We start from the raw sequence: 13,654 nt of genomic DNA on the forward strand, positions 1-13,654 counted from the left end.
AAGAAAAGCTGAGAAGCACCGCAGTACTTCTCAGTTCAATCGAGTCAATTTACGAAATGTTGTTTTTATAAAATGGGTTCAATGAGCCTTTAACACGCTTGAGCACCACCAGCGCGGTGACGCGTCCCCAACCAAATAAAATCCGTTGGTGTAGACGGAAAATCGTGTCGTAAAGGTTGCGCACCAAACGACCACGCAGCACCAATTTATTGTTCATTAGGCTACCTACGGCATAGTCATGCCCGACCGCAATCACCATTCCGCCATCATGGAACGCAAATGGCTTAATCGATTTACCTTTCAGTAAACGCTTAAATTGACGTGCTAAGTGCATTGCCGCTTGATTCGCCGCTTGTGCACGAGGGGGGACAAAGCTGCCATCCGGTTGTGGGCATTCCGCGCTATCCCCGATAACGAACACAGCATTGTCACGGGTAGTACGAAGCGTGGAGTAAACCTTTAACTGATTCAGTCGGTTAACTTCCAAGCCATCAAGCTCTGCAAGCCAAGGAGCACATTTAATACCCGCAGCCCATAATTGCAAATCCGCAGAAATCACTTCACCGCTGTCGGTGATCAATTTGCCTTGTTCTGCTCGTTTCACTCGGGTGTTAGTTCTTACTTCCACACCATGCTTGAGCAGCGCCTGCTGCACTTTCTCAGACATACATTCAGGCCCCGCTGGCAGAACACGTTGAGACGCTTCGATTAGAGTGATTCGAAGTTTGGCATCGTGACGATAGCGACCTAGCTTTTCGCTTACTTTTGCAAGCTCTGCCGCCAGTTCAACACCTGTCGCACCGGCACCAACGATTGAGATATGTTGCTCACCTTGTGCGCGAAGCAATGGGTTAATTTGATCCCATGCTTGTTGAGCCTGCTCTGCTGAATCTAAAAACAAGCAGTGTTCGCTCACCCCTTCGGTTTTAAAATCATTGCTTACTGCACCAACGGCAATAACAAGATAGTCGTAATCAAGCGTTGAAATGTCACCGTCTACATTACGTATTTCAAGCTGCTTCTTGTTACGATTTAGATCACTCATTGACGCCTGAAGGTATTGGTACTGATTGCAGTATGCATGCTGTAAATAGCTGACAGCATCGAGTTCATCGTCAAAAGTTCCCGCCGCGATTTCATGTAGACGAGGCTTCCAATAGTGGTGACTTGCTGGTTCGACCAAAATGACTTCATGCTTATGACGTCGCGCAAAACTACGGCCTAAGCGAGTGACGAGTTCAAGACCTGCGGCACCGCCGCCAACAACTACGATTCTAGACATCGTGCTCTCCAATTGTGCTTACAGCACTAGGTTCACCCTAGATACCGTGAAAATTCTGTTGTGACATGTAGCACGCAAAGCTCACATATCAACTGATGGCGCACATTATATTGCCTGATGTTTTTTTGATAATCCGAGCAAATTACAAATGACTATTACCTATTTGTAATAATGATTTTTGTCTTCGGGATAATTTCAACTTGAATCTTCAGCACACTAAACAAACCTCAACTAAACTTGAAAACAAAATAAAGAGCCACGTGCAATCAATAGGTTGCGCTATTGCTCCCCTAAATCGTCACCCTCGATTTAGGTTTACTCTGCGGAAGGCCCGTTTCGCCTCAGTTTAAGCACTACAACCGACAAAAATGGAATTTATAGTTGTGTATTAATCAGTTGTAGAGCGATGAAAGAGGCGTAAATTGGATTCATCAGATGAATTAAATAACGTAAAGGAATTCACGATGAGCGAAACACAACAAGCTAACTCTCAAATGACAGCTCAGACATTACTATCAAAAGGCTGGAAATGGTTTGCGATTGTCGGAGTGCTAGTCTCACTGGCCGGTATCGCTGCCATAAGTCTACCTGTTGCCGCAGGTATCACCATCACAACTATTGTCGGTGGCATCTTCCTATTCAGCGGTTTAGTACAGGCATACCACACCTTTAGCATTCAAGGATGGAAAGACAAAACTTGGTATGTTCTCAGTGCACTTTTGTACATCATCGGCGGTTTGTTTATTCTATTCCAACCCCTCGCTGGGCTAGTAACAATGACCATGCTGATGGTCGTTGTGATGATGTTCAATGGGGCAACTCGAATGATCTTCGGTTTTCGAAACCGTTCATTACCAGGTAGTAGCTGGATTATTTTAAGCGGCCTTATCTCACTATTGATCGGCGGTTACTTCTTCTCTATGCTCAGCGATCCTGCATTCTCGCTCTCGCTACTGGGTATTTTTGTCGGCATTTCGCTTATTTTTGAAGGCGTGAGCTTCATATTCCTTGGTTTACAAATGCGTAAAGCAGTAGACACGATTTAAACCAATTAGGGTTAAATTGAACGAGTAAATACACTCAAGTAACACGACATTGCCTATTCCAAAAGCCACAAATACTCATTTTGTGGCTTTTTTGTATGCCTCTGTTTGCGCGATGAGTTAATTCAGTGACGGCTTGTGATGAACACACCTCTTTTGATCTGTTCAACTTATCCTCCGTAGGACATAGATATAGGGTAAAGCACAGATACGAGCCGCTAAATAACGGTTGAAGCGCTAATTAGATGATCTGCTCACCGTCATACTAGGAAGAGGACTAACATGCACAATCTGAAGCAACCAGTCTCTGCAGTCGCCATTTTCTATGATGCTTCATGCCCACTGTGTGTCAAAGAGATGTCGAGTTTGAAAATACACCTAAGTGACAGCGTCACCTTTGTGAATGTACAGAATGAGATAATGATGGCGCACTACCCTACTGTGGAACAGTCTGAATGCTTAAGAGTATTGCATGTCATCGACCAAAGCGGTCAACTTAGACTCGGAGTAGACGCCAATATTTACTTATGGGAGCTCACTGGTAAGAAACCGATACTGCGTATCTTGCGATGGCCTATCTTGCGCAGTATTGCTAGAGGTGGCTATTGGTTATTTGCCCGCTATCGTTACAAGCTATCGTATTTACTGACCGGTCAAACACGCTGCAAACAATGTGAATTGTAGTCTCTCAGATCCTCTTTAAAGCGACCGCTAAAATCGTAAGTGCGATTCAATATTTATCACGTCATGACGCCAATATTCAATTTGACAATCAATGGTTTGGCCTTGCTTATCGAAATGGGTGCGCTCAATTTTCATTGCCGGTGTCCCTACCGTCGCACGAAGAGCTTGTGCGACTTCACCGCTTAAAATACTAACGGATACTCGATAGCGAATTTGTTCATATTGGGTTGCGTAATGATGATGATAGATATCCGTTAAAGAATCACTCAAATCGTGCTCAAGTAAAGTAGGAAATCGCTCTGGGCGCACATAGTGAGTGATATAGGCGACAGGCCGGGACTCCAAACAACGTACTCGATTAATACAGAACACATCGGAAAACGGTGCAAGCCCCAATAGTTGCGAGGACTCTTTATTGGCAAGCATTGCTTTGGCGTTGAGTAATAAACTACTCGGCATTCGATTTTGTGCCGCCGCCATCATAGAAAAACTCACTAATTGCTGCGGGTTATAGCGTAGCGGTGCTGGTGAAATAAACCAGCCTCGACGATCTTCGCGATAAATCCGCCCTTCTGCTTCAAGCAGAGACAACGCTTCTCTTAACGTAACACGCGTGGTGTCAAACGATTCAGCCAGTTTACGCTCTGACGGTAATTTTTGTCGTGCTGAAAGCATACCGGATTCAATTTGCTCAACAATTGAATCTTTAATTTTTACGTATTGCACCAAGTATCCTTTCCTGTCTGTCCCACCAAAGAGTATTTCCGATATCGAAGCTGTCATTGATATCTTCACTGGGGGTGATATTCACTCTAAGCATATTACCGTATATCGATGGTTCGATACACTAGCGAGTGTGTTCGCTAAGAAACAATTTTCATCGCTTTACTGATATTCATCCAACACATTTTTTAACATTTCTATTCCATTATTTTGTATGGTTTGTCAGCCCTATCACCGAAACCAATTCATCAGAACGCTACACTGAGTGTTAACAAATTGCCACATGCTCGCTATCACAAATAAGAGATTAATTAACAACTCAATCCATTTGATTGGTTTATATACAACTAAACTAATAATAAAAAGAACGCATAAACTTGCTCGGGGGATCATCGCAATGTTTGCTTTTTTACGTCAGTTTCCACTTTATATTATCGTCAGTTTGGTGGCCGGAGTTCCATTAATCATTGCCATCGCACTTGCCACACAAGATATTTTTGAACTCAATAAACAATCAAGCTCTGCACTCAAAGATGAGCAATTGGTCAATTTGGTGGTTAAGTATGACGATCTCGCCCATAATCTCGCACTTGAGCGAGGACTAACCGCAGGGGTATTGGGTAGTAACGGCAATCCAAAGATCGTTGAGAACCTAAAAGCTCAGCGAAAAGTCGTCAATATCGCGATGGCCGAATTGCAACAAAACAAAGCCTCATTATTCCATTCTGATTTGAATTCAGCCTTACAGAAGGATGTACAAGAGGAACTCTCTCGTATTAAAGCCGTCCGTCAAGGTGTTGATAGCTTAGCACCAGACATTGCCCCATTTGGCTTCTATTCTCATCTAAACCAATTGATTATCGACAACATTGATTTGTTAATCAGTGAAACACAAAGTCACGAATTAAGTGCTTTAGGTAAATCGCTTATTTCCGTAGTCATTATTAAGGAAAGAGCAGGCCAAGCACGAGGTGCACTCAATGGCGTGTACGCTAAGGGTGGCGCCAATGCTGTCACTTACACCAGCATAAAAGACTATATTCAATCGAGCGATTATGCGCTGCGCAGTGCGAAAATCATTATGCCTGAAGCCTATCTCACTCAACTCACTCAGCTTGAGCAACAACAAGCATGGCAATCTGTAGAGCAGATCCAAGATCAATTCCTTGCTCAAGCCAATTCGTTAGATGCTATTCAAGGCCCAAGTGCAACCGAATGGTTCCCTATGGCGACCAAACGCATTGGCCTTATTAACCAATTACGTAACGCGATTCAAACCGATATGGTGCAATACGCCACCGTAGTTTATAACCAATCTATTTTTAATAGTAACCTGCTTATCGGTGCGACTCTATTGGTCAGTATTATCATTGCGAGTTTAGTCATCGCCTTGGTTCAAGGTCTTCGTGCTCGCGTAGGCAGTATGAAAGCACATCTCAACCTAATGTCTGAGAATCACGACCTCACTTATACTCTCAACCATACTGGCAAAGATGAAATCTCATCCATCGCTTCTAGCATCAATAAACTGATTGCTAACTTAAAACAGTTGCTCTTTGAAGTGACTAAAACCAATGACAACAATGCCTCTCGTTTAGATAGCATTGTGCAATCTTCACTAGAGTTAGATAACAGCAGCCGTTCGACCATTGCTAAATGTGACAACATCGCGACGGCAATGACTCAATTGGCACAATCAAGCGTTGAGATTGCGCACTCAGCAGAGCGTGCGATGGACGACACCAACTCAATGAATAAACAAGTGCAACTGTGCCAGCAACAAAGTCGTCTATCGTTTAACTCAGTGCAAAGTTTGATGGATCAAATCAACGCCACGGAGCAGTGCCTAACCGAACTTGAAGTCGATACGCAAAGCATTAGCCAGATCGTTGCGACAATTAGCGGCGTATCTGAGCAGACCAACTTATTAGCGCTGAATGCAGCCATTGAAGCGGCGCGTGCAGGTGATCATGGCAGAGGGTTTGCGGTTGTTTCTTCCGAGGTCAGAGATTTGGCTCAGCGCAGCCAAGAAGCGACAGAGAATATCAGTAAACTATTAGCAAAAATTACCGATAAAACCCGATTCTCGGTAGAAAATATGACCAAGAGTAAACAAGCGAGTGACGATACTTTTGAATCAGTTAAAAACGTGACCGAGAGTATTGCAACGCTTGAATCCGGTATAGAACAAGTCAATGATCACATCAGTACCATTGCCCATTCAACCATTGAACAATCAAAAGCATGTGAAGCGATCGATAAAGATGTCGATATTCTCAATGAGATTGCCCATCAAACCAGCAATCAAGCGGATGCCCTTAACGAGGTCGTCGTTGGATATAAAACCGAAGCTAAGGGGCTACAAGATCAACTCAACCAGTTCAAATTGGCTTGATAATTAGCCACGGAGCATCACAACAAAAAGAGCACAGCTTCAAGCTGTGCTCTTCAATATTCAGAAATAGATAATGAGACCACTATACTGCAAAATCACAGTCGCTAAATTTTAATTGCTTGTAATAAAACTCTCGATCTCGCTCACTAATTTCCCTTAGTACGCGGCAAGGATTGCCAACTGCAACCGCATTGGCGGGAACATCCTTCGTGACAACACTTCCCGCACCGATGACACTATTCTCACCAATTGTCACCCCTGGGAGCACCACGACATTCGCTCCAATCCAAACATTATCGCCGACCGTAATGGGAATATTAAACTGAGCAACTTGCTGACGTATTGCTGGATCAATCGGGTGGCCCGCTGTTGTTAGCGTAACATTGGGGCCAATCATGACATGATGACCAATCGTTATCGTCGTGTCATCGACAAGAGTGAGGTTAAAATTGGCATAAAAACGATCGCCAACCTTTGTATGCTTACCCCAATTAGCACGTCACGGTGGTTCAATGTAGCAATCTTTACCGACCTGACCAAACAAGCGGTGTAGCAACTCTTCTCGTCTCTGGGTTTCGCGCGGACGTGTTGCATTAAAATCGTACAGTATTTCGAGACACGCCTGTTGCTCATTAACCAAAGACTCATCTGCGCAAATATAGACCTGTTGATTGTGCATCTTATAACGAGTGTTCATGCGATACCTTTAGACCTTAGATGTCGATGCTAAGATAATTAAGAATTAATAGTACAACTGATATGCGATAGGTTAATTGAATAGATAGCTCTGAACGACCGACCGGCCTAGAATTTCACCGGCATCGATCCTAACTGTTTAGGTTCAATTCGATATAGACAATGCATTTGCAACGGATGGCCTTCTTCTATATTTGGATGCTTGAAATCCAAACGCGTATTGATCATTCCCAAACGCTTCATCACCATTTGCGACGGGGTATTGAGGTTAGCAGTAAAGGCAAACACCTCATCCACACCCAAAACACAAAAAGCGTATCTCAATGCTTGCTCAGCGGCTTCTGTAGCATAGCCTTTATGCCAATGTGCCTTTGCGATCCGCCAGCCAATTTCTAATAGTGGCGCTCTAGGAATACCGCTGTCACCTTCTTGAAGGTTAATACCAACAAAGCCGATAAACTGACCCGTTGTTTTTAGCTCTACCGCCCAAAAACCCCAGCCGTTCTTGTCGATCTTGGCGCGCAAGGCCCCAGCCAATTGCTCGCTCTCTTGTTGGCTGAGTGTTTTCGGAAAAAATTCCATCACCTCAGGGTCAGCACACAAACGTGCAAAATGTGGATAATCCTCATCTTCCCATTGGCGAAGTACTAATCTTCTAGTCTCAAGCATCAATCATTGGCCTATCGTTGTGACAACTTTCTCTCTATAGCGCAAGCGGCTTCACAAATGAAACTGCTTTGATATAACTATATCAGGATAGTGGCTAATAATTTATCCATTTCATTCTTTTTATTAAAGAAATGGACACCAGGCACATAAATTTTAATCGTAGCTGTAAAAAATCACCCAACCTGATAATTAAACTTTAGGTCTACAAAAAAAGAAACTACCCCTTATTGTTTATAATGAGAAATCAATAAGGAATCACGATGCACCTTAATGATATATCTACCAATATAATCCTAATTAGATAGTGGTATAACGCAAATATTCGAGCGCTTGCTCAGCCACCATTTCATAGTTCATTGAACCATAGTGACGAGCCGATATTTTGGCTACCGGCACAGCAACGAAACAAAATCTATCGAGCATTGAACGATAAACATCGTGAGCATCAGGCGCTAAGAAAACCAGCGAGATATTACGCTGTAAACAAAGATCAAGTTGCTCGCCCGCTTGCTTAGAGGCGAAAATTACTCGATATGGTTGCTGATTATCATCGAAATAGGTTTGCAGTTTGTTTGAGAATACACTCGAGGCGTAATTACCATCACCATAAATGACGATGGTTTTGCGCCGATCCTGTTCATTTACCACTTGTGTCATGAATTGCCCTTTCACCCGATGTCCCCTATTTGCTTTGCTGCTCAACAAATCCAAACCAGACGTGAACACAAATAGCACGAAGCCTGTCGCTTAGTCAGTTGTTTTATTCATCAATCAACGAAACACCGAGTTTGTTCCAATGGAATGGCATTGCAAGTGAGTGATTAGTCAATGTTCCATCGATATTGTTTCGCCAACTCACGTAGGTTGTGTTCTTGCTGTGTATTAAGCGACTGGAGCCATAGACACAAATCACTGGCCAACTCGGAATTGTGCGGGCAATAGACAAAATACTGCCAAGCACTTGGACGGATAGGACTATCAATCGGTGTATGTAAAAAACCGCGCTTAAGTTCTGGCAAAACCAACATCAGATCCGTCACTGTCGCGCCTTGTCCTGCTAGGCAAGCACTTAATGCCAAATCTAAACTTAAAAATGACGTATTTCTGACTGGTGTTGCAACACGTTGTTCGATACTCGATAGCCATACCTGCCAGTCATAATGATCTTCCGTAGCATGCAACCTTGGCATACCAAGCACGTCTGGTAGCTCTAACCTTGTCGTTTCGGCACCCGCAGCATATACCGGTGCCATAAATTCTTCGCGTAAAAATGTCACCCTAGGTTTCCCTCGGTACAATTCAGGCTGACGCGTATTGAGAATCAAAATATCGCATTGCTCATGCCGTAGATCGGGGTCTTCTTCGATTGCAGGAATGATCACTATTTCATGCTCTGGATAGCGCTCATTAAGTTCGACCACTTTAGGGATTAATACCCGGGTAGCAAAACTAAGTGCACTTTTGATCACCAAGCGCTTCTTTACCGGGGTTTGCCACTGTTCAAGTAAACTTTGCAGTTCTTGGTAGTTCGATCTCAATACTTCAAACAGTTCTCTTCCCTGCTCGGTTAACTCAATAGACCGATGTTTACGGCGAATTAAGGCAGTATTGAGTTCCAATTCTAGCTGTTTTATTTGACGACTAACGGCACTTTGGGTGACGTGTAACTCTTGCGCTGCTTGTGTAAAACTCAGCCGTCTGGCGACAGATTCAAACACTTTCAGACTGTTATGGCTATAAGGCAAATTTGGATAAGACTTCATCACTCAACTTACATAACTTCAGATCATATGAGAGTGGCATAAATCTCATTTGAAGACCAAGCAGATAAAACGTTAAATATGTCACATAATCAATATTAACAGACAACCCTGTCGTTTATTCTACGAGCACACGATGAGAAAAATTCTCGCTTTAGCATTCCCTCTAATCATCTCTCAGCTCATCTCTATGGCTTTGGTTTTAACTGACGTCTGGATGATGTCACGCATGAGCATTTCTGCACTCGCCGCGGGTGGGCTTGGGGCCTCTATCTACTCATTTGTATTCATTATCGCCAGTAGTACTGTTGGGTGTGTCGCCAACTTAGTTGCCATCGCTTACGGCCAACGAGTTGCTCGCCCTGAATTTGGTAATCAGCAAATCCGTTTAGCACTCAAAGGCGCGGTTTTGCTGGCGATCATCCTGTCTGTCATTCTTGTTACCAGCTTTACTTGGGCACCCGAGTTGCTGCGTTTTGCCCAACAACCTGAGGCGGTGATTGAGCCGGCGATGCAATACGTTAACGCTCTGAAATGGGCAATGCTGCCTTCGCTTCTGCTTTTAGTGTTACGAGGCTTAACGAGTGCGTTTGGCAGCGTGCGCTCAATCATGGTGATGTCGTCGTTAACGATCTTACTCAATGTACCGTTGAGTTATGTGCTGGCTTTCACTTTCGATTTTGGCTTATCAGGACTTGGGGCTGGCACGGCATTAAGCGCAAGCCTCGTAATGATTGGTTATGCAAGTTGGGTATTTAAACGTGATGAGTTTGCTCACTTTGCACCGTGGCAGAATCTCAATGAATATTCCCTATCGCTATTAAAGCCAATGCTAGCGATGGGTTTACCCATTGCGTTAGCGGCCCTGTTAGAACACGGCCTCATTTATGGCGGGACGCTGATGGCGGGTACTATTGGGGTTGCTGCCCTCGCGCTACATCAAATCTTGCTGCAATGTTTGAGTTTTACTTGGAACATCAACTTTGGTTTTGCTCAAGCAGCGGCGATTCTAGTGGGTCAACAATATGGCGCACAAAACTACTCAGCCATCAAACACATCGCTTTACGCAGCTTTGCTTTAACCACGCTGATCAGCATCGTATTGTGTGGCGGTTTCTTACTTTGGCCTGAATTTATCGCCCATCTATTCAATCTGGATGAACCTTTAACTGTCCTACTTTCTTCAGTACTGTGGGTCGTCGCGCTTTCATTCATGGTCGATGCGTGGCAATTGCTCGCCATTAACCTGTTACGAGGAATGAAAATCGTACTTGGGCCTACGATTATTACTGCGGTTGGGTATTGGTTATTCGGCTTACCAGCTGCATGGTTGTTGCTTAAACCTTATCAACTTACCGGGATTTGGGCAGGTATTGGTGTAGGCCTTGCGGTAACGGGAGTGCTGCTGCTGGTGCAGTTGATATTGGCGATTCGACACCACGAAAAATGCCCTGTCGACCCCATGACGGAATCGTAATCGCTCTGTTATGATATCTCCTATGAAAGATACCGACATTGAATTTGAGCATCTATGGCTCGAAATCCAATTTGAGCGCTGGCCGATGGTGGAGCGCTTCCTGCTGAGCTATTTTTGTTTTAGCCGTGGCTATGTGACTAAAACTGGCAAACCCGATTGGCAGCAAGCAAGAGATTGCAGCTGCCGTTCAAATAACGTATTTACCGTAAAGCACGCTGAACTAGAGCCTTTAGTCCCCCTTGAGACCATCATAGGAGAGCTCAAACGCTACCAACGCGATGGTGAGTTAACACCACAATCTGCCAAACGTATTCTATCCTGCCTACTTGATTATGCGGTCATAACCAAACAAGAGAAGCAGCAACTGAAGCAATTAGGCCTCAGCCAAGCAATGCCTGCATCGTGGTATCAATCGGAGCGTAAAGATCCTTACGAGCGATTTGCTCTGGCAGGTATTCATCTTACTAAGATAAGTCCGCCACGTTTAACCACTTAGCCTATTGTCACATCCGGTGATCCTGTCGCGACCGTACCGCCGCAACCAATCGCATCACCAATTCGTGCGGCAGGTAAACCATTGATGAAAACACTGCCAGAGCCCGCTGAAATGGCGCGGCCATGAAATCCATGCGGTGTTTTCGGGCATGGGCAACCATGCGGCGCTGCCGCATCACCCAGACGCGCGGCAGGGATGCCGTTAATAAAGACATCGCCACTACCGGCGATAATCGGTGTGGGTGGAAAACATCCATGTGCTGAGGCGATATCGCCGATACGTGCTGCTTTTGGCATGATTTGTCCTTACTTAAAATAATTCCTTAGAGGTTTCATCGAGAAACATATTCGGCTTAATATCTTTGGCAAATTCTTCGACTTGCCTATTTAACTCAGCTTGCTCTTGTTCGGTAATGAGAACATCAAACATAATTTGACCATCTGCGTCTTTCACGATTTGTCCCCGTTCATCAACCATCAGTTGATGAGTAATTTCATAGTCCTTATCTTCTTCGCCGCCAAGAAAACCTGTTAATCTATTATAGTAATATGCTTTTTTTGCATCGAATTCGTAACCTCTATTACCTAAATAATGCGCTAGATAAAGAGCTCTTGCCCCCTTCGCATAACCTAACTCAATTGCTGAGTTTGCCCACTGTTCGGATTTTTCTCTATCAACTTCGTTTAAGATATAGTAAAGATCTATCATCGCAGGAGCATAGCTTTTATTAGCCGCTGAATTTAATGCCTCAATTTTTTTTCTGTCGACTCCCAATAAAGACTATAATTAAAATATCTATAGCCGCCTTGAGCTACCCCCGTCTCTGCTTGCTGTTGATATAATTTGCGGCTGTAAAATGGTATATATTCCCACCAATCTCGTTTACTTAAATCGCGCGCATAAGTTGCTTTACCATTACCTTGTTTGGATTGCAGTTCCCAAATCTTAATCGCTTTATCTTGCCAAGCATCATCACAAGCCCACCCCATATATTCACAAGGTGGGGACAGATAAAGAACACCACCACCAAGCACTCCCATCGCCCATGGGTCGCCCATGTTCGCTGCTTGTAACATGGTATCACCGGCTTCAAAACGCTGACCCATTTTATATTGGGTAACACCCAACCAAAATGTTGAATTCGCATCGCCTTGATCAGACAACTCTGAGAATAAGTCATACGCTTGTTGGTACTCTTTTTGATTAAACAGCAACTTGGCTTGCTCTAACGTATCGGCGAAAACGACACCATTGAGTAACGTGCAACTGATTAAGGTAATTTGCGCTAGTATTTTTTTCATTTGAGATTCATCCAATCTGTCAATTTAAAGCCCTGTTTTTTGAGCATTTGATAACGCTCTTCATCCCCGGATGATTGATAAACACTATACTCTTTAGTTTCCAAAATACCTGTATGACCAGAATAGCTAATCTTTTGCATTATCTTCGCATTCTCGGTTAACAGAAAAATCCGTTCTTTGAACTCTTTATAGTCTTTGTCTAATTTATCCATATAATCATTTTTGTCGTTTTGATCTTGATAAATATCGTCAAATGCCTGTTCAAAGAACGCTCTTAATTTCATTATATTCTCGGCGTAGCGTTGCCATTGTTCGGTTTTATTCAACTCCGTTGGCTTGTCTAAACCCATACGTTGCAATGCATTTTCAAAGCGAGCGAGACCCGCTTTAGACGGTACTTTTCCGCATATCCAACCAAGAATTTTATTGACCGCCTTTCGTTGATTTTGATTACGTTTTGCTGCTGTATCTCTTTTATCCGCTACATCACTAAAGAAATCGAGCTTTTCGCTTGGCAGATAATTATAGTGGCACAGCACTTCCAGCAACTTAGCCAGCGTCTCTGCGGGCATATTTTCAATCCAATGCCTGTTTTGCTTTAAATATTCCTCGTCGTTTAGGAAATTTGCCACAAAGTGACCATTCTCTTTGTCGGTGGCTAACGTTTCCATATCATCAATGATATTAACGAAAAGCAATGGGGTCACGAAAAGCAATGGGGTCAGGTCTTTCTTCTTGCCAATATGGAGCGCACCTTGAATTGTGAGGCGCTAAAATTCACGATTATCAATGGAAATGGCCTCCAATATCATCCGCTCGAGCTGCGGGTAAGCCATTGATGAAAACACTGCCGGAGCCTGCTGAAATGGCGCGGCCATGAAATCCATGTGGTGTTTTCGGACATGGGCAACCATGGGGAGCGGCGGCATCACCCAGACGCGCAGCAGGGGTGCCGTTAATAAAGACATCGCCACTACCGGCGATAATCGGTGTGGGTGGAAAACATCCATGTGCTGAGGCGATATCGCCGATACGTGCTGCTTTTGGCATTATTTGTCCTTAAATTCGTAGTGTTCAAATATCTAATTTATCAAGCCTCAAAGAAGCTGCGCCCCCCCCCCAAAAAAA

15 protein-coding genes and 1 pseudogene are annotated in these 13,654 nt (G+C 44.0%); 5 read left to right on the forward strand and 11 right to left on the reverse strand.

Going from position 1 to position 13,654, the window contains the following annotated elements; genetic code table 11:
• Window positions 1–49: 49 nt before the first annotated feature.
• Window positions 50–1,282 (reverse strand): NAD(P)/FAD-dependent oxidoreductase, encoded by a 1,233-nt coding sequence (locus RH88_RS10775; protein WP_005595802.1) that lies wholly within the window; start codon window positions 1,280–1,282, stop codon window positions 50–52.
• A gap of 464 nt (window positions 1,283–1,746) precedes the next feature.
• On the opposite strand from RH88_RS10775, the gene RH88_RS10780 reads away from it, so the two are divergent.
• The gene (locus RH88_RS10780; RefSeq protein WP_005595804.1) at window positions 1,747–2,328 is read left to right on the forward strand and encodes an HdeD family acid-resistance protein; all 582 of its coding nucleotides are present in this window, start codon (window positions 1,747–1,749) and stop codon (window positions 2,326–2,328) included.
• A 279-nt stretch (window positions 2,329–2,607) separates the two neighbouring features.
• Window positions 2,608–3,009, forward strand: a complete 402-nt coding sequence (locus tag RH88_RS10785; protein WP_005595805.1) for a thiol-disulfide oxidoreductase DCC family protein — start codon at window positions 2,608–2,610, stop codon at window positions 3,007–3,009.
• A 27-nt stretch (window positions 3,010–3,036) separates the two neighbouring features.
• Here RH88_RS10785 and phnR read toward each other — a convergent pair whose 3' ends face one another.
• Complete coding sequence (gene phnR / locus RH88_RS10790; RefSeq protein WP_005595807.1) at window positions 3,037–3,735, reverse strand: phosphonate utilization transcriptional regulator PhnR; 699 nt, start codon at window positions 3,733–3,735, stop codon at window positions 3,037–3,039.
• 394 nt (window positions 3,736–4,129) lie between these two features.
• Here phnR and RH88_RS10795 point away from each other — a divergent pair, with 394 nt between their 5' ends.
• Window positions 4,130–6,127 carry a methyl-accepting chemotaxis protein gene (locus tag RH88_RS10795; RefSeq protein WP_005595809.1) on the forward strand — a complete coding sequence of 666 codons (1,998 nt, stop codon included), beginning with the start codon at window positions 4,130–4,132 and terminating at the stop codon, window positions 6,125–6,127.
• An 82-nt stretch (window positions 6,128–6,209) separates the two neighbouring features.
• Here RH88_RS10795 and RH88_RS24015 read toward each other — a convergent pair.
• The 4 genes and pseudogenes from RH88_RS24015 to RH88_RS10815 all read right to left on the reverse strand — a co-directional run bounded on the left by RH88_RS24015 (window position 6,210) and on the right by RH88_RS10815 (window position 9,255).
• A pseudogene (locus RH88_RS24015) lies at window positions 6,210–6,824 on the reverse strand (sugar O-acetyltransferase).
• A 107-nt stretch (window positions 6,825–6,931) separates the two neighbouring features.
• On the reverse strand, window positions 6,932–7,492 hold the full coding sequence (locus RH88_RS10805; protein ID WP_005595811.1) for a GNAT family N-acetyltransferase: 561 nt from the start codon (window positions 7,490–7,492) through the stop codon (window positions 6,932–6,934).
• Window positions 7,493–7,789: 297 nt separating this feature from the next.
• Complete coding sequence (locus tag RH88_RS10810; RefSeq protein ID WP_040757932.1) at window positions 7,790–8,149, reverse strand: PTS sugar transporter subunit IIB; 360 nt, start codon at window positions 8,147–8,149, stop codon at window positions 7,790–7,792.
• Between the two features lie 164 nt (window positions 8,150–8,313).
• Window positions 8,314–9,255: a LysR family transcriptional regulator gene (locus RH88_RS10815; RefSeq protein ID WP_005595815.1), complete on the reverse strand. Its 942-nt coding sequence runs from the start codon at window positions 9,253–9,255 to the stop codon at window positions 8,314–8,316.
• A 133-nt stretch (window positions 9,256–9,388) separates the two neighbouring features.
• Here RH88_RS10815 and RH88_RS10820 point away from each other — a divergent pair, with 133 nt between their 5' ends.
• Window positions 9,389–10,729 carry an MATE family efflux transporter gene (locus RH88_RS10820; protein ID WP_005595817.1) on the forward strand — a complete coding sequence of 447 codons (1,341 nt, stop codon included), beginning with the start codon at window positions 9,389–9,391 and terminating at the stop codon, window positions 10,727–10,729.
• A 22-nt stretch (window positions 10,730–10,751) separates the two neighbouring features.
• Window positions 10,752–11,225: a hypothetical protein gene (locus RH88_RS10825; RefSeq protein WP_005595818.1), complete on the forward strand. Its 474-nt coding sequence runs from the start codon at window positions 10,752–10,754 to the stop codon at window positions 11,223–11,225.
• On the opposite strand, the gene RH88_RS10830 is transcribed toward RH88_RS10825, so the two are convergent.
• From RH88_RS10830 to RH88_RS10845, 5 genes are all read right to left on the reverse strand, one after another.
• On the reverse strand, window positions 11,222–11,521 hold the full coding sequence (locus RH88_RS10830; RefSeq protein WP_005595820.1) for a type VI secretion system PAAR protein: 300 nt from the start codon (window positions 11,519–11,521) through the stop codon (window positions 11,222–11,224). The genes RH88_RS10825 and RH88_RS10830 overlap by 4 nt on opposite strands.
• Window positions 11,522–11,534: 13 nt before the next feature.
• Entirely contained in the window at window positions 11,535–11,999 is a 465-nt protein-coding gene (locus tag RH88_RS24050) for a hypothetical protein (protein WP_338131494.1), read from the reverse strand.
• Entirely contained in the window at window positions 11,966–12,526 is a 561-nt protein-coding gene (locus RH88_RS24055; protein WP_005595825.1) for a tetratricopeptide repeat protein, read from the reverse strand. Before RH88_RS24055 ends, RH88_RS24050 begins: the two co-directional genes overlap by 34 nt.
• Window positions 12,523–13,197, reverse strand: a complete 675-nt coding sequence (locus tag RH88_RS10840) for a hypothetical protein (RefSeq protein ID WP_040757933.1) — start codon at window positions 13,195–13,197, stop codon at window positions 12,523–12,525. The genes RH88_RS24055 and RH88_RS10840 overlap by 4 nt, the downstream gene beginning before the upstream one ends.
• Window positions 13,198–13,312: 115 nt before the next feature.
• The gene (locus RH88_RS10845) at window positions 13,313–13,576 is read right to left on the reverse strand and encodes a PAAR domain-containing protein (RefSeq protein ID WP_005595829.1); all 264 of its coding nucleotides are present in this window, start codon (window positions 13,574–13,576) and stop codon (window positions 13,313–13,315) included.
• Between the last annotated feature and the right edge of the window lie 78 nt (window positions 13,577–13,654).

This window comes from Vibrio scophthalmi LMG 19158, assembly GCF_000222585.1.
GTDB classification, from domain to species: Bacteria; Pseudomonadota; Gammaproteobacteria; order Enterobacterales; family Vibrionaceae; genus Vibrio; species Vibrio scophthalmi.